The 14,602-nt window shown below is 70.4% G+C and carries 17 protein-coding genes and 3 pseudogenes; 12 read left to right on the top strand and 8 right to left on the bottom strand.

Annotation, left to right across the window (positions count from 1 at the left end; all coding sequences use genetic code 11):
* From QNJ12_RS20505 to plsY, 7 genes and pseudogenes are all read left to right on the top strand, one after another.
* Window positions 1-201, top strand: a pseudogene (locus QNJ12_RS20505) (ABC transporter ATP-binding protein); the annotation flags it as partial.
* Complete coding sequence (locus tag QNJ12_RS20500; protein WP_300625522.1) at window positions 201-1,784, top strand: hypothetical protein; 1,584 nt, start codon at window positions 201-203, stop codon at window positions 1,782-1,784. The pseudogene QNJ12_RS20505 and the gene QNJ12_RS20500, both read left to right, overlap by 1 nt.
* Window positions 1,785-1,806: 22 nt before the next feature.
* Window positions 1,807-2,208 (top strand): hypothetical protein, encoded by a 402-nt coding sequence (locus QNJ12_RS20495; RefSeq protein ID WP_300625521.1) that lies wholly within the window; start codon window positions 1,807-1,809, stop codon window positions 2,206-2,208.
* A 40-nt stretch (window positions 2,209-2,248) separates the two neighbouring features.
* Entirely contained in the window at window positions 2,249-2,374 is a 126-nt protein-coding gene (gene mftA, locus QNJ12_RS20490) for a mycofactocin precursor MftA (protein WP_300625520.1), read from the top strand.
* 7 nt (window positions 2,375-2,381) lie between these two features.
* Complete coding sequence (mftB, locus tag QNJ12_RS20485) at window positions 2,382-2,669, top strand: mycofactocin biosynthesis chaperone MftB (RefSeq protein WP_300625519.1); 288 nt, start codon at window positions 2,382-2,384, stop codon at window positions 2,667-2,669.
* Window positions 2,653-3,771 (top strand): mycofactocin radical SAM maturase, encoded by a 1,119-nt coding sequence (mftC, locus tag QNJ12_RS20480; RefSeq protein WP_300625518.1) that lies wholly within the window; start codon window positions 2,653-2,655, stop codon window positions 3,769-3,771. Before mftB ends, mftC begins: the two co-directional genes overlap by 17 nt.
* 2 nt (window positions 3,772-3,773) lie before the next feature.
* The gene (gene plsY / locus QNJ12_RS20475) at window positions 3,774-4,355 is read left to right on the top strand and encodes a glycerol-3-phosphate 1-O-acyltransferase PlsY (protein WP_300625517.1); all 582 of its coding nucleotides are present in this window, start codon (window positions 3,774-3,776) and stop codon (window positions 4,353-4,355) included.
* Between the two features lie 16 nt (window positions 4,356-4,371).
* Here plsY and QNJ12_RS20470 read toward each other — a convergent pair whose 3' ends face one another.
* Window positions 4,372-5,472 carry a hypothetical protein gene (locus QNJ12_RS20470; RefSeq protein ID WP_300625516.1) on the bottom strand — a complete coding sequence of 367 codons (1,101 nt, stop codon included), beginning with the start codon at window positions 5,470-5,472 and terminating at the stop codon, window positions 4,372-4,374.
* 148 nt (window positions 5,473-5,620) lie between these two features.
* On the opposite strand from QNJ12_RS20470, the gene QNJ12_RS20465 reads away from it, so the two are divergent.
* The 3 genes from QNJ12_RS20465 to QNJ12_RS20455 are packed head-to-tail and all read left to right on the top strand — an operon-like array spanning window position 5,621 to window position 7,199.
* Window positions 5,621-6,148, top strand: a complete 528-nt coding sequence (locus tag QNJ12_RS20465) for an RNA polymerase sigma factor (RefSeq protein WP_300625515.1) — start codon at window positions 5,621-5,623, stop codon at window positions 6,146-6,148.
* Window positions 6,145-6,810, top strand: coding sequence for a VOC family protein (locus QNJ12_RS20460; protein WP_300625514.1), 666 nt, complete (start codon window positions 6,145-6,147; stop codon window positions 6,808-6,810). The genes QNJ12_RS20465 and QNJ12_RS20460 overlap by 4 nt, the downstream gene beginning before the upstream one ends.
* 5 nt (window positions 6,811-6,815) lie before the next feature.
* Entirely contained in the window at window positions 6,816-7,199 is a 384-nt protein-coding gene (locus tag QNJ12_RS20455; RefSeq protein ID WP_300625513.1) for a cupin domain-containing protein, read from the top strand.
* A gap of 80 nt (window positions 7,200-7,279) precedes the next feature.
* On the opposite strand, the gene QNJ12_RS20450 is transcribed toward QNJ12_RS20455, so the two are convergent.
* On the bottom strand, window positions 7,280-7,795 hold the full coding sequence (locus tag QNJ12_RS20450) for a 2'-5' RNA ligase family protein (protein ID WP_300625512.1): 516 nt from the start codon (window positions 7,793-7,795) through the stop codon (window positions 7,280-7,282).
* 81 nt (window positions 7,796-7,876) lie between these two features.
* Between QNJ12_RS20450 and QNJ12_RS20445 the strand changes: the two genes are divergently transcribed.
* The gene (locus QNJ12_RS20445; protein WP_300625511.1) at window positions 7,877-9,505 is read left to right on the top strand and encodes an AMP-binding protein; all 1,629 of its coding nucleotides are present in this window, start codon (window positions 7,877-7,879) and stop codon (window positions 9,503-9,505) included.
* Here QNJ12_RS20445 and QNJ12_RS20440 read toward each other — a convergent pair.
* The 6 genes and pseudogenes from QNJ12_RS20440 to QNJ12_RS20415 form a co-directional block, all read right to left on the bottom strand.
* The gene (locus tag QNJ12_RS20440) at window positions 9,498-11,720 is read right to left on the bottom strand and encodes a heavy metal translocating P-type ATPase (protein ID WP_367281824.1); all 2,223 of its coding nucleotides are present in this window, start codon (window positions 11,718-11,720) and stop codon (window positions 9,498-9,500) included. The two genes, QNJ12_RS20445 and QNJ12_RS20440, sit on opposite strands and share 8 nt — an antisense overlap.
* Window positions 11,695-11,898: a heavy-metal-associated domain-containing protein gene (locus tag QNJ12_RS20435; protein WP_300625509.1), complete on the bottom strand. Its 204-nt coding sequence runs from the start codon at window positions 11,896-11,898 to the stop codon at window positions 11,695-11,697. The genes QNJ12_RS20440 and QNJ12_RS20435 overlap by 26 nt, the downstream gene beginning before the upstream one ends.
* Before the next feature lie 9 nt (window positions 11,899-11,907).
* Window positions 11,908-12,198, bottom strand: a complete 291-nt coding sequence (locus QNJ12_RS20430; protein ID WP_300625508.1) for a metal-sensitive transcriptional regulator — start codon at window positions 12,196-12,198, stop codon at window positions 11,908-11,910.
* A 23-nt stretch (window positions 12,199-12,221) separates the two neighbouring features.
* Entirely contained in the window at window positions 12,222-12,974 is a 753-nt protein-coding gene (locus QNJ12_RS20425; RefSeq protein ID WP_300625507.1) for a dienelactone hydrolase family protein, read from the bottom strand.
* Window positions 12,971-13,990 carry a phosphotransferase family protein gene (locus QNJ12_RS20420; RefSeq protein ID WP_300625506.1) on the bottom strand — a complete coding sequence of 340 codons (1,020 nt, stop codon included), beginning with the start codon at window positions 13,988-13,990 and terminating at the stop codon, window positions 12,971-12,973. The genes QNJ12_RS20425 and QNJ12_RS20420 overlap by 4 nt, the downstream gene beginning before the upstream one ends.
* 314 nt (window positions 13,991-14,304) lie before the next feature.
* Window positions 14,305-14,460: pseudogene (locus tag QNJ12_RS20415) on the bottom strand (NlpC/P60 family protein); the annotation flags it as partial.
* Here QNJ12_RS20415 and QNJ12_RS20410 point away from each other — a divergent pair.
* Window positions 14,457-14,602 (top strand): annotated as a pseudogene (locus tag QNJ12_RS20410) (NlpC/P60 family protein); the annotation flags it as partial. The pseudogenes QNJ12_RS20415 and QNJ12_RS20410 overlap by 4 nt on opposite strands.

Here is a 14,602-nt window from a genome sequence, read left to right as displayed (position 1 = left end):
GGCGGCACCGTCGTCTTCTCGAGCCACGTGATGGACCTCGTCGAGCGGCTGTGCGATCACGTCGCCGTCATCCACCAGGGCCGCGTCGTCGCCAGCGGGCCGACCGAACGTCTGCGCAACGGCCGGCGTCTCGAGGAGGCCTTCATCGACGTCGTCGGCGCGTCCGAGGTCGACCACGACGCGCTCGCCTGGCTCGCCTGATGACCGCACTCGCCTTCGTTCGACTTCGATGGCGGCTCCTCCGTGGCGCGATCCGCCACGGAGGCGCCGAGCAGGTCGGCGCCATCGTGTCGACGGTCGCGTCGGCCATCGTCGGGTTCGGCGGCGGGCTGGCGATCCTGGCCGCCGGCCGTACGACCGACACACCCGACGAGCTCGCGGTCGTCTTCTGCACCGTCATCCTGCTCGCCGTCGTGGGTTTCGGTGTCGTCGCCGGCGTCGCACAACCGGTCGACCCGCGGGTCATCGCGGCCGAGCCGCTCTCCGATCGCGACCGGGCGATCGGGCTGCTGGCATCGTCGGCGAGCGGCCCGCCCGGCCTCGCCGGCGCGGCCATCGGCGCCGGGCTCGCCCTCGGCATGACACGCGACGCAGCCACGTTCCCCCTCGTGGCGGCCGCGGTCCTCTCATGGTTGCTGGCCCTCCTGCTCGTCGCCCGCACGGCGACCAACCTGCTCGCGATGCTGCTGAGCCGCTTCCCCCGCGCCGGCCAGATCGTCGTCGGGGTGTCGGGCCTGGTGTTCTACGGCGCGTTCCAGTTCCTGCCGGCGGTGCTCCGCGGGCTCGACGACGACGAACGATCCGGACTGGCGTCCGCGATGGCATGGTCGCCGCCGGGGCAGATCGGTCGGGCGATCGTCACCGCCGACGAGTCGGTCGGGCGGTCGCTGCTCCATCTCACGGCCGGGACCGTCTGGCTCCCGGTGCTCGCGATCTCGTTCGGCTGGTCGGCGACGCGGCTCACGATGGCCGTCCGCATGGCCGGGGGGCTCGACACGAACGACGCCCAGGCGACGGCGATCGGCCGACTCGCGCGCCGAGCGTGCGGCTCGGGCAGCCAGGGCGCCATCGCGTGGCGCAGCATCCTCACCCGCTTCCGCACACCGAGGACCGCGCTCGAGACGTTCACGGGCGCCGGCGTGGGTCTGGCTGCGGTGCTGGTGCCGACGCTGTTGCGTGACGGCGTCGGCAGCGGCGCCGTGCTCGTCGGCGGCGCCGTGCAGCTCGCCGTGCTGTTCATGGCCGGCAACAGCTTCGGCATCGACGGGCCCGCCGTCACCCACGAGCTGCTGGCCGGGGCCGATGCCCGCACGCTCGTCGCCGGCAAGGCGCGCGGCATCGCCATCGTCGCGGCTCCGCTCGCTGTCATCGGTCCGGTGCTGGCGGCTGTGCTGACCGGCGAGTACCGGTTCCTCGTCGCCGGATTCGGCGTCGGGGCGGGTGCGTTGATGGCCGGCACCGGTGCTGCCGTCGTGCAGTCGGCGCTCGTGCCGATCGCGGTGCCCGAGTCCGACAACCCCTTCGTCGGCGGCGAGTCGGGCAAGGGCATGCTCGCCGCACTGCTGCTCGCCGTCGTGCTGACGGGACTCGCACTCGTCACCGTGCCCGTGGCCCTGCTGCTGCTGTGGGCGACCGATCGAGGCCGGGTCGGGCTGGTCACCCTGTTCGCAGCCGCGACGGTCGTCGTCGGCTGGATGTTGATGCGACTCGGCGTGCGCATCGCCACCGGCCGCTTGCGGGGCAGGGACCCCGAGTTCGTGGCGGCAGTGACCCCCGCTCGGTGACCTTCCGACTACGCTCAGCGTCATGTCGGGCGCGGCGATCGTCATCCTGCTGGTGATCGCAGTCGTCATCATGGCGGTCGCCATCGGCGCGCTGCTCGCCCGCGACCGCCGTCGACCCGAACCCGACGCTGCGCCGAAGCCCGCCGAGCCGCCGCCGATGACCGATCTCGAATCGGCGCTGGACCAGGTCACCGACACCAGTGGCCGCAAGATGAGCGAACGGCTCGATGCCGAGACCGACCACGTCGAGGACCTGCGCGTCCCCGACGACACCGGCCCGTTGCTGCGTCGCGCGCTCGACCACGTCGAGAGCGAGCCGCCCACGGCCGAGCCGCCCACCGACCCGTCACGGTCGGCCGAGTCGGCCGGGCAGGTCGACCCGCCCGGGTCGAGCGACCCCGCCGAGCCGACGGGCCCGGCCTGAGCGTTCCTCGGCGGAGGCGTCGGGACGGTACGCTGCCCGCATGGAGCAGGAGATCACCCGCCTCGAGGCGGATACCACCGACGCTGCCGACGCTGCCGACGACGACATCGTCGAGGAGCTGCTGATCGAGGAGATCTCGATCGACGGCATGTGCGGGGTGTACTGATTCGGGCGTGAACGTGCACTCGGACGCCCGCCTGCTCGGGCGCTCGCTACGACTGCACCCCCAGGTCGCGCTCCGACCCGAACCGTTCGGCGCCCTGGCCTATCACTACGACACCCGGCGGCTGGTGTTCCTCAAGGATCCCGATGTGGTGCGCGTCGTCACCGAGCTCGAGCACCATGCAACCGTGGCCGCCACGCTCGACGCCTGCCGGATCGCACCGCAGCGCCGCGGGTCGTTCGAGCGGGCGCTGCAGACACTGATCGAATCGGAGATGCTCGATGACCGCGCTGGTTGACCAGCTCAAACGCGGCCTCGATGCGCCCATCTGCCTGACGTGGGAGCTCACCTACGCGTGCAACCTGCAGTGCGTGCACTGCCTCTCGTCGTCGGGCCGACGGGACCCGCACGAGCTGACGACGGCCGAGGCGAAGCGCGTCGTCGACGAGCTGCGCGACCTCCAGGTCTTCTACGTCAACATCGGCGGTGGCGAACCGATGATCCGCCGCGACTTCTTCGAGATCGTCGAGTACTCGATCGGCCAGGGCATCGGGGTGAAGTTCTCGACGAACGGCGCGTACATCGACGCCGAGGCGGCGCGCCGCCTCACGGCGATGGACTACCTCGACGTCCAGATCAGCCTCGACGGCACCGATGCGGCCACCAACGACGCCGTCCGCGGCGACGGTTCGCACGCCACCGCGATCCGCGCGATGGAGCACCTCCGCGACGCCGGGTTCGGACCGTTCAAGATCTCGGTCGTCGTCACCCGCCACAACGTGGACCAACTCGACGAGTTCAAGGCGCTCGCCGACTCGTTCGGGGCCCAGCTCCGCGTCACGCGCTTGCGACCATCCGGCCGCGGCGCCGACTCGTGGCACGAGCTCCGCCCGACCGACGCACAGCAGCGACAGATCTACGAGTGGCTGCTCGACCGCGGCGACGACGTCTTGACCGGCGACTCGTTCTTCCACCTCAACGCCCTCGGTGAGCAACCGCTCCCGGGCCTCAACCTCTGCGGAGCGGGCCGGGTCGTGTGCCTCATCGACCCGGTCGGCGACGTCTATGCCTGCCCGTTCGTGATCCACGACCGGTTCAAGGCCGGCAACGTCAGGCATGCCGGCGGCTTCGCCGGCGTCTGGCGCGAGAGCGACCTGTTCCTCGAGCTCCGTGAACCCGAATCGGCGGGTGCGTGTGCGTCGTGTGGCTCGTACGACGCCTGCCAGGGCGGGTGCATGGCGGCGAAGTTCTTCACCGGTCTCCCCCTCGACGGGCCCGACCCCGAATGTGTCGGCGGCGACGGCGAGCTCGCACTGGCCGAGGTCGACCCGGCCGCGATCCCGGTGCCGATGATGGACCACTCCCGCCGACCGACCCCGGTGAGGCTCGGCCGGCGCTGACCATGTGGGTGCTCCTCTTGCCGATCGCGTACCTGATCGGCACGTTCCCCAGCGCGATGCTCGTGGCCCGCGCCAACGGCATCGACATCCGCAGCGTCGGATCCGGCAACCCCGGCGCCTCGAACATCACCCGCGTGCTCGGATGGCGACGCGGCGTCTGGGTGTTCGTGCTCGATGCTGCGAAAGGGGCGCTCGCAGCCGGACTCGGGCTGCTGGTCGACGGACGAGCCGCCGGCTACCTGCTGGGCGCGGTGGCCGTGATCGGCCACGTGTTCCCGGCCTGGCAACGATTCCGGGGCGGCAAGGGTGTCGCGACCGGTGGTGGTGTCTTCGCGGTGCTGTCACCGTTCGTGTTCGCTGGGCTCGTCGCGCTGTGGTTCGTGATCTCCCGGCTGACGAAGAAGGCGTCGGTCGCGTCGATCGTGATCGTCGCCATCCTCCCGGTCGGCGTCGGCCTGGTTCGTCAGAACGCATGGGAGGTGCTCGCCTCGGCCGGCATCTGCGCGCTGGTGATGGCCCGCCACCTCGGCAACATCAAGCGGCTGGCCACCCGTCGCGAGCACGCGATCTCGTCGAGCGGCTGACGCCCCGGTCCGCGACCTACACGATGTCGTGGAGGAGCGGTGACAGGTCGAGCTCGTCGAGGGCCGGCAGGTGGACGTCGACGGCGTCGTGGAGCAGCTGCTGCCAGAACTCGTAGCGGAAGAAGTAGCGGCCTTCGCGAACCACGTAGTTGAGCAGGAAGAAGCGGTAGGCCTCCTTGAGGAATCGCAGCTCGGCCGCCGAGAGCGGGTACTCCGCCTGATACGCCGCCAGGAACCGGCGGAAGCGCGGTTCGAGCAGCGTGTGGGAACCGTACGTGAACGTCGACCGATCACCGGTTCGGGACGCCACCCGGGAGAGGAAGTAGAAGTCGAGCAGACGCGACTCGATGCGGAACCAGTCGTAGTCCCAGCGGCTGAACAAGCGGAACCGTGACCGGTCGGGCGGTGCGCCGGGTTCGCGCGCGTCGACCGCGTCGCTCGCGTCGACCGCGTCGACCGAGAAGTTGCCGAGGTTCCAGTCGATCAGCACCGGCATCTTGGGCCAGTAGTCGTACCCGGTCTCGTACACGGCCATGAGGAACCGGTGGGTGTGCCGCCGGACCAGATCGAGCCGGCTGGGGTCGAGGCCGAAGTGCTGGGCGGCGTTGCGCGAGCCGAGCATCTCGTACAGGTTGACGGCATCGGACTTGGCCGTCTTCGAGGGCGCGGGGAGCAGCCGCGCGACGTTCGAGCACGCCCTGTGGAACCGGGCGATCTCCCCACCGAGCTGTGTCACATCGTCGTCGGCGAGCACCTTCGGCAGCTTCCGGCGGACGGTCGCCTCTTCGTAGAACACGGCCCACATCTCGCCGTCGTAGTACAGGTACGGCTTGCCGTCGTCCGTGAGGATCCGGGCGAGGAACCGGCCGAACGGCCCGCCCGCCAGGAGCTCGATCGTCTGGTGGAGCCGTTCGTGATCCTCGGCGAACAGGAAGAACGATCCGTAGTTCGTCGACTTGCCGATCACCGTCGACCCGTCGTCGAGCACGAGGCGGTACACGCGGTTGGTCGAGACCATGGCGCTGAGCTCGTCGAGGCGCTCGATCCTCCGCCGGTCGCCGTACGCGTTCCATGCAGCGGTGATCACCTCGCGGTGACGGGTGTCGGTGACCTCCACGCCCCGAGCCTGACACATCGACCCCGTCGAACACCGCCGTCGGCCGACGATCCGAGGGCGGGACGGACTCGAGCGCGCGATCGGTCCGACGACGGCTACCGGTCAGGGCGGGGTGTCGGAGTTCGGCGGGCTGCAACGATGATGGGGTATGAGCCAGCCGACGAGCACCGCCGACCACGGCTCGGCGCTCCTCGAGCTGTACGACCGCGCGCTGCCCGAGGTCTACGGCTACCTGCTCCACCGGTGCCGCAACCGCACGACCGCCGAGGATCTCACCGCCGAGTCGTTCATGGCGGCCGTCGAGTCGATCCGGCGCGACGCGGTCCGCGAGGTCACCACGGCCTGGCTGGTCGGCATCGCCCGCCACAAGCTGGTCGACCACTGGCGACGGCTCGAGCGCGAGGCGCGCAACCTGCGCGCCGTCGACGAGCCATCGGTCGATGACGATCCGTGGGATGCCGAGCTCGACGGCTTCGCGGCTCGTGACGTGCTCGACCGGCTCGGCGCCCACCATCGCGCCGCGCTGACGCTGCGATACGTCGACGACCTCCCCGTACCACGCGTCGCCGAGGTGCTCGACCGCACGGTGCATGCGACCGAGACACTGCTCGTGCGAGCGCGCCGTGCGTTCCGCGAGCTCTACGAACAGCTGCACGACGAGGAGGTGACGACGTGACCGCCTTCGAGTCGCTCCGTCACGACGACCAGCCGGCGGCCCCCGACCGCCGCTTCGCCGACGATCTGCGCACCCGACTCACCGCCGCCCTGACCCCGACCGTCGACCTGCCCGAGAGGAGCACCACGATGTCCAGCCCATCCACCACCCGATCCGAGAGCGCGGAGCCCGCCGGGGCCACCACCGAGGCAACCGGCGACGGCTCGCAGCTCGCCGGCATCACGCCGTACCTGTCGGTCCACGACGCCGCCGCTGCGATCGACTGGTACCGCAACATCTTCGACGCGACCGAGCTCGTCCGGTACGTCGGCGACGACGGCAGGATCGGTCACTGCCAGCTCCTGATCGGGGGATCGATGCTGATGCTCGCCGACGAGTATCCCGACTATGGCTCCGTGAGCCCGCGCACCGTCGGCGGCACACCGGTCAAGCTCAACCTCAACGTCGACGACGTCGACGCGGTGTGGCAGACCGCGCTCGACCACGGCGCCACAGGGCATCGTCCCCCCGAGGACCAGGCGTACGGAGAGCGGAGCTGCTCCTTCGCCGACCCGTTCGGTCACGAGTGGATGGTGCAGACCACGATCGCCCACCCGACGCACGAGCAGATCGAGGCCGAGATGGAGGGCTTCAGCGTCGTCGAGCCCGACGTCGAGGACTGAGCGCGATGCCGGCCGCTCACGACCCCTCAGCGACGTTCCTCCACCTCGGCACCGGTCCCGAGACGTCGCTCGTCGACGTCACGCCCGACTTCTGGGAGACGATCGGCGAGCGCACCGAGCTGCACAGCGGCCGGCTCGTCACCGGCATGACGATGAGCTCGGACTGGGGCGTCTGGGAGATGCATCCGGCCGGCGACGAGCTGATCGCCGTCACGTCCGGCACCGTGCACTTCCACCTCGACGACGGCACGACGGCGAGCGAGATCGCCGTCTCGGCACCCGACTACATCGTCGTGCCCGCGGGCACGTGGCACACCGCCGATGCTCGCGGGGAGGGACGGATGCTGATCGTCACGTGGGGCGAGGGCACGCAGCACCGGCCACGCTGAACTCTCGGCCGGGTCCGGCGAGGTCGGTGCCGACCCCGGGGCGCGCTTCCCGATACGTCCCCGTTCACGTGCACACGGCGTCAGGCGGTCGTCGGTCCGTCGAGCGGGAGCTCGGCGATGTCGACGTAGCGAGCACCGTCCGGCGACAGCTCGCTCACGACCAGGCGCACCGTGTGGGCGATCCACGACAGCTCGATCGGCTCGCCGATCGGCGACGGCCGCCCGCCCCCGCGGCGAATCCGGCCCAGCGTGAGGTGGCCGACGAACGGCCGGTCCCGAGGCCCGACGAGCTCGTCCAACGCCTCGTCGATCGACCCTGCGAGCGCGTCGAGGCCACCGGCAGGCACGCAGATCACATGCCGCCCGAGCTGTTCGACAGCCGGACCCAGCGCGACGCTCGCACGACTGCCGCGGAACCGCTCGACCAGCTGCCGCTCGACCGCATCGACGTCGACGTCGTCGCCGAGGAACCGCAGCGTGACGTGCAACTGCTGCGCCGGCACCCACCGGGGACCGGGCCAGCGTCCGATCGCATCGAGCTCGGCCACGACAGGCGGTGGCGGGAACACTCCGACGAACGCGCGCGACCCTGGCACGCAAACCAGTCTCGCGAACCGGCCCCGCCGGGTGACTCCGCTGGCAGACCACCATGGGCGAGCCGCCTATCGTCGCACCGCATGGAGATGCACTGGGCCACCGTGTGGGAATCGATCGCGGATGCCGTTCCCGATGCGCCGGCGGTGACGAGCGGCGACGTGACGCACACGTGGCGGGTCTACGACGAGCACGCCGCACGCCTCGCCACCGCGTTCGATGCGGCGGGCCTCGGGCCCGACTCGAAGATCGGCCTGTACCTGTACAACGGCAACGAGTACCTCGAGGCCCAGTTCGGGGCGTTCAAGATGCGTGCGGTGCCGGTCAACGTCAACTACCGCTATCTCGACGACGAGCTGCGCTACCTGCTCGACAACGCCGACGCGGAGGCACTGGTCTTCCACTCGTCGCTCGGCGACCGGGTCGCACGCGTCGCCGAGCAGCTGCCGAAGCTCCGGTTGCTGATGGAGGTCGACGACGGAGGCGACCACCACGTCGCAGACGCGGTCGGGTACGACGATGTGATCGCCGCGAACGAGCCGATGGCGAGGCTCGAACGCGACGAGTCCGACGTGTACATGCTGTACACGGGCGGTACGACCGGCATGCCGAAGGGCGTGATGTACCCGATCGGCGAGATCACCGGCTTCTTCGCCACGCTCGGCTTCGGCGGCCTCGGCCTGCCCGTGCCCGAGACGGCCGACGCGATCGCGCCCCTCGTGCGGGACCTGCACGAGCAGGGCACGGGGTCGGTGTCGATCACCGGCGCGCCGCTCATGCACGGCACCGGGCTCTGGCTCGGCGCGATGATGCACCATCTCGCGGGCGGCCACGTGATCACGCTGACGAGCCGCAGCCTCGACGCCGACGAGATGTTCCGCGCCAGTGAGCGGCACGGGGCCACGCACAACACGATCGTCGGCGACTCGTTCGCGAAGCCGCTGATCGCGGCGCTCGACGCGGCGATCGAACGAGGCGAGCCCTACGACACGTCGAAGCTGCAGATGATCATGTCGTCGGGCGTGATGTGGACGACCGAGGTCAAGGAGGCCCTCCTCGACCGCATCCCCCAGGTGATCCTCTACGACGCGATCGGCTCGAGCGAGGGCTCGATGGGCAACCAGGTCACCATGCGGGGCGTGAAGACCGAGACGGCGCGCTTCACCCAGAGCCCGACCACCAAGGTGTTCAAGGAGGACGACACCGAGGTCACGCCCGGGTCCGACGAGATCGGCATGGTCGCGGCCGGCGGACTCGTGCCGATCGGCTACTTCAAGGACCCGGAGAAGTCGGCGCGGACGTTCCGCGTGATCGACGGCGTGCGCTACTCCTTCCCCGGCGATCTCGCCCAGGTCGCCGCGGACGGTTCGCTGATCCTGCTCGGTCGCGGCAGCCAGGTGATCAATTCGGGCGGCGAGAAGATCTACCCCGAAGAGGTCGAAGAGGCGGTCAAGCGGGTCGACGGCGTCGTCGACTGCCTGGTCGTCGGCATCGACGACGACAGGTTCGGCCAGGCCGTGACGGCGGTGGCGTCGCTCGCCGGCGGCGCCTCACCGACCGAAGCGGACGTCATCGCCGCGGTGAAGGGCCAGCTGGCGGGCTACAAGGCACCCAAGCGGGTCGTGTTCGTCGACGAGGTGCCGAGGGCCCCCAACGGCAAGGCCGACTACCGGGCTGCCCGCTCGATCGCGGCGGCCTCGCTGGCTACCTGAGCGTCCGTCCAGCGGCCCGGAAGCGGCGGAGGCGGAGGGAGTTGGAGACGACGAAGAAGCTCGAGAACGCCATGGCGGCGCCCGCGATCGCCGGCGAGAGACGGCCGGCCATGGCGAGCGGGATGGCCAGCACGTTGTAGCCGAAGGCCCAGAACAGGTTGTCCTTGATGGTGGCGAGCGTGCGCCGCGAGAGGTGGATCGCATCACCCGCCGAGCGCAGGTCGTCGCGCACGAGCGTGAGGTCGCTCGCCTCGATCGCGACGTCGGTGCCGCTCCCCATGGCGATCCCGAGGTCGGCCTGCGCGAGCGCGGCAGCGTCGTTCACCCCGTCGCCGACCATCGCCACGACCTTGCCATCGGCCTGGAGCGCGGCGACGGTGGCCACCTTGTCGGCGGGCATCACGTCGGCGCGCACCTCGGCGATGCCGACCTCGGCAGCGATCGCGTCGGCGGTCGCCTGGTGGTCGCCGGTGAGCAGTACGGGCTCGAGCCCGAGCCGCCGGAATCCGACGACCGCGTCGGCGCTCGTCGCCTTGACGGTGTCGGCCACGGCGAGATGGCCGAGCACGTGCCCATCGCGTCGTAGCTCGACCACCGTGGCGCCCGGGCCCCGCTCGACGTCGGTCTGGGCCCGGCCGATCTCGTGGGCGACGCCGTCGATCGTGCCGGTGACGCCCACCCCGGGCCGGTTCTCGAACCCGTCGACCCGGGGCAGCACGAGCCCGTCGGCTCCGGCGACGACCGCACGGGCGATCGGGTGCTCACTGCCCGACTCGAGTGCGGCGGCGAGCGTGAGCACCTCGTCGCGGCTCGCGCCGCCCGTCGGCTGGACATCGACGAGCGTCATCACGCCGGTCGTGACCGTGCCCGTCTTGTCGAGCACGATCGTGTCGACCCGGCGCGTCGACTCGAGGATCTCGGGGCCCTTGATCAGGATGCCGAGCTGGGCGCCACGACCGGTGCCGACGAGGAGGGCGGTGGGTGTGGCCAGTCCGAGCGCACACGGGCAGGCGATGATCAGCACGGAGACGGCAGCGCTGAACGAGCGCTGCGACTCACCCGTGACGACCAGCCAGCCGACGAGCGTCCCGATCGCGAGCGCGATGACGACGGGCACGAACACACCGGCCACGCGATCGGCGAGCCGCTGGACCGGCGCCTTCCCGGACTGCGCCTCCTCGACGAGCTGCGCCATCTGCGCCAGCTGCGTGTCGGCACCGACCCGTACGGCCTCGACGACGAGTCGCCCGTGAGCGTTCACGGTCGCACCGATGACGGCATCGCCTGCGCCGACCTCGACGGGAACGCTCTCACCCGTCACGAGCGAGCGATCGACCGCCGATCGCCCGTCGACGACGCGGCCGTCGGTCGCGATCTTCTCGCCGGGACGGACCACGAACCGGTCGCCGACGACCAGCTCGTCGATCGGGAGGCGCCGCTCGCTGCCGTCGGGCTGGAGGACTGCGACGTCCTTCGCCCCGAGGTCGAGCAGCGACCGCAGCGCGTCGCCGGCGCGCCGCTTCGCCCGCGCCTCGAAGTACCGGCCGGCGAGGATGAACGCCACCACGGTGGAGGCGACCTCGAGGTAGATGTGGTGTTCGCCGCCGGCAGGGCCGATGTCGAGCGACATCGACATCTCCATCCCGATCTCGCCGGCCGGCGTGAACAGGAGCGCCCACAGCGACCAGAGGTACGCCGCGGTCACCCCGACCGAGATGAGGGTGTCCATCGTGGCCTGGCCGTGGCGCAGGTTGAGCGCCATCGCACGATGGAACGGCCACGCCGCCCACGTCGCCACCGGCGTGGCCAGGGCGAGTGCGACCCACTGCCAGCCGTCGAACTGCAGCGGCGGCACCATGGACAACAGGAGGACCGGCACGCCGAGCGCCACCGCCACGATCAGCCGACGGCGCAGGAACCCGAGCCGGTCCGGCTCGTCGACACCCGGCGACGGGAGGTGTGCGCCGTACCCGGTCGCCTCGATCGTGGCGATCAGATCGTGCGCAGCGGCGGCATCGTCGGCGACGCGCACGTGCGCCTTCTCGGTCGCGTAGTTGACGGTGGCGGTGACGCCGTCGAGCTTGTTGAGCTTGCGCTCGATGCGCGCCGCACACGCGGCGCACGTCATCCCCGTGACGTCGAGGTCGACCCCCACCACGTCGCGAGTTGTGTCTGACACAACTCGCCACTCAGGTGGCGTCGAAGCCGGCTTCATCGATCGCCTCGACGATTGCAGACGGGTCGAGCGCCGTGCCCTCGACGGTGACCACCTTGCTCTCGAGGTCGACCGTGACGCCGGTCACCCCGGCGAGCGCGCCGACCTCGTGCTTGACGGCCGCCTCGCAGTGACCGCAGGTCATGCCGGGAACGCTGAAGGTGAGGGTGTCGGTCATCGTGGCACCTCAGGACTTGACCAGACGCTCGATCGCACGGCTGGCTTCGGTGATGATGCGATCGGACTCGATGGCATCGTCGGATTGGACGGCGTGAGCGACGCAGTGGCGGAGGTGGTCGTCGAGGAGCTGGACGGCGACGCTCTGGAGCGCCTTCGTGGCCGCCGAGACCTGGGTGAGCACGTCGATGCAGTAGACGTCGTCGTCGACCATCCGCTGCAGACCGCGAACCTGGCCCTCGACCCGCTTGAGGCGGGCGAGGACGGCGGCCTTGTCGTCGTGGTAGCCGGGCTGCGCCATATCAATACCCTACCGGGGTATGGTCAGTGTGTCGAGAGGAGCTTCTCGGCGAGGAAGTCGAGCACCCGTTCCACCGTCGGATCGTGGCGCTGCTCGGTGAGGACCGAGTGGTCTCGCTGGTGCACGCTCGGCAGTTCGACGGCGATGAACGAATCGCCCAGCATCTCGCGCAACGTGTCGAAGCGAGTGCCGACCGCGATGTCGTCGGTGTAGCGCAACCCGAGCACCTGGCAGCCGTGCTGGGCACGCCGTACGACGGTCTCGACGTCGTCGGGCGACAGGTTGACGTCGCCGCGTCGCTCGGACCGGCCGAACGGCAGCGGCAACGAGGGCTGCGACAGCACCGGCGCCAGCGTGACATCGTCGACCATCATGCCGAGCGCGAATCCACCGCTGAAGCACATGCCGACCGCGCCGACGCCCGGCCCACCGACCTCGGCGTGCGCAGCCTTCGCAAGAGCCCGCAACCAGGCGATGATCGGCGACGTGCGGTTCAGCGCCCACGTCGTGAACTCGCGCGCCACGCACACCTTGAGCAGCGAGATCGCCGCGTAGCCCTGGGTGAACTCCTTGCCCGGCGTGCCGACCAGATCGGGCATCACGACCGTGAACCCGCGCTCGACCACCTCGTCGGCGAACCGGATGACGTTCGGGGTGATGCCGGGCACCTCGTGAATCACGACGACGACCGGGCCGGAACCGCGTCGATACGTCTCCCGCGTGTAGCCGGCCGCCGTGAACGACGCCGCCGTCCACCCGTCGAGCAGGTCGGTCACGCCGTGCTCCGCAGCGCGTCGAGAGCGGCGGTGGCGAGATCCTCCGTCGAGCTCCGGAACAGGGCGATCGCCTCGGGATCGGGCTGGTCCCCCATCGCACCGTTGATGTAGCGGGCATAGACGCCCTCGCTGATGACCGCGAGCCGCCACGAGGAGAACGCGACGTAGTAGCCGATCCGGCCGACGTCTCGCCCGGTCAGCGCCGCATAGCGATCGACGACCTCGGCGAACGTCAGGAACCCCTCGGCGCCGGTGGGATCGTTGTGGCGCGCCTCGCCGCCCGGCTTGGCCCAGTAGACCCCGAGGTACCCGAGGTCGGCGAGCGGGTCGCCCAGCGTGCACAGCTCCCAGTCCAGGACCGCCGCGATCCGGCCCTCGGCGGCGTCGGTCAGGCAATTCCCGAACCGGTAGTCGCCGTGCGCGACCACGACCCCCTGCTGCTCGGGCACGTTGGCAGCGAGATGGGCGGCGACGTCGTCGATGGCCGCCAACTCGCGCGTCTTCGAGTTGGCCCACTGCGTGCTCCACCGTTTGATCTGACGCTCGATGTAGCCCTGACGGCGGGCGAGGTCACCGAGCCCGATCTCGTCGACGTCGGCCGCGTGGAGCATGGCGAGGACCTCGACCAGGTGCTCGCTCGCCGACCGCCGTCGGTCGGGCGACATCGCCTCGGCCTTCTCGGCGCTGTCGAGCACCTCGCCGTCGACGAACTCCATCACGTAGAACGGTGCGCCGTTGACACCCTCGTCGGTGCACAGACCGAGTGTGCGGGGAACCGGCACGTCGGTCCGCCCGACCGCCGTGATGATGCGATGCTCGCGCGCCATGTCATGGGCCGTGGCGAGCACGTGGCCGGTCGGCGGTCGGCGCAGGACGAAGCGGTGGCCGTCGGCACCGGTGACCCGATAGGTCAGGTTCGACCGGCCCCCGACGATGAGGTCGAACGAGAAGGGTGGCTCGGCGCGGTCGACGTGGTCACGCAGCCACCCGCTGACCCGTTCGTGATCGATCGCCACGCAGCGACCGTAGCGGCGCCCCCACTCACCCCGGAAGCCCGCGATCGGCGTCCGGCGATGATCGGCCAGCGAGCAACACCGCTTCGGCGGACGTGGTGGCTCGGACTCGACCGCCGCCGATCGAGCGCGTGCTCCAGCGGAGGTGGGCGAGCCGTCGGAGCGAAGCGGAGATGCGAGCACGGCAGGCGAAGCCAGTCATCTCGCAACTGTCGACCGCGCCGGACGTGGTGGGGAGGCGAGGAGCGCAGCGAAGCGAGCAGCCGAGCTCCGGCAGGCGAGGGCTATTGGCCCGAGCCCGTGCGCAGCCCGATCGACTAGCCAGGTCGGCCGACCGCGGTGACCTTGTTCCAGCGCACCGTCGCGATCTTGACCACCGTGCCCGAGTTCGGCGCGTGCACGAGCTGCCCGTTGCCGAGGTAGATGCCGACGTGGCTGATCGGCGAGTAGTAGAAGAGCAGGTCGCCGGGCTGGGCGGCACCCGACGGGATACGAGGAGTCGCAGCCGCCTGCGCCCGGCGACCTGCTCTTCTACTACTCGCCGATCAGCCACGTCGGCATCTACCTCGGCAACGGGCAGCTCGTGCACGCGCCGAACTCGGGCACGGTGGTCAA

The sequence above is a fragment of the Ilumatobacter sp. genome, assembly GCF_030065885.1.
Classification (GTDB): domain Bacteria; phylum Actinomycetota; class Acidimicrobiia; order Acidimicrobiales; family Ilumatobacteraceae; genus Ilumatobacter.
Note: the sequence above shows the minus strand (reverse complement) of the source record. Positions and strands in the feature narration are given on the sequence as shown.

Excerpts from the sequence above, each read along its gene's own strand:
- QNJ12_RS20500 (WP_300625522.1), top strand. The coding sequence starts at position 201 with ATGACCGCACTCGCCTTCGTTCGACTTCGATGGCGGCTCCTCCGTGGC.
- mftA (WP_300625520.1), top strand. The coding sequence starts at position 2,249 with ATGGAGCAGGAGATCACCCGCCTCGAGGCGGATACCACCGACGCTGCC.
- QNJ12_RS20440 (WP_367281824.1), bottom strand. The coding sequence starts at position 11,720 with ATGAAGCCGGCTTCGACGCCACCTGAGTGGCGAGTTGTGTCAGACACA.
- QNJ12_RS20430 (WP_300625508.1), bottom strand. The coding sequence starts at position 12,198 with ATGGCGCAGCCCGGCTACCACGACGACAAGGCCGCCGTCCTCGCCCGC.
- plsY (WP_300625517.1), top strand. The coding sequence starts at position 3,774 with ATGTGGGTGCTCCTCTTGCCGATCGCGTACCTGATCGGCACGTTCCCC.
- QNJ12_RS20455 (WP_300625513.1), top strand. The coding sequence starts at position 6,816 with ATGCCGGCCGCTCACGACCCCTCAGCGACGTTCCTCCACCTCGGCACC.
- mftC (WP_300625518.1), top strand. The coding sequence starts at position 2,653 with ATGACCGCGCTGGTTGACCAGCTCAAACGCGGCCTCGATGCGCCCATC.
- QNJ12_RS20435 (WP_300625509.1), bottom strand. The coding sequence starts at position 11,898 with ATGACCGACACCCTCACCTTCAGCGTTCCCGGCATGACCTGCGGTCAC.
- QNJ12_RS20495 (WP_300625521.1), top strand. The coding sequence starts at position 1,807 with ATGTCGGGCGCGGCGATCGTCATCCTGCTGGTGATCGCAGTCGTCATC.
- QNJ12_RS20445 (WP_300625511.1), top strand. The coding sequence starts at position 7,877 with ATGGAGATGCACTGGGCCACCGTGTGGGAATCGATCGCGGATGCCGTT.
- QNJ12_RS20465 (WP_300625515.1), top strand. The coding sequence starts at position 5,621 with ATGAGCCAGCCGACGAGCACCGCCGACCACGGCTCGGCGCTCCTCGAG.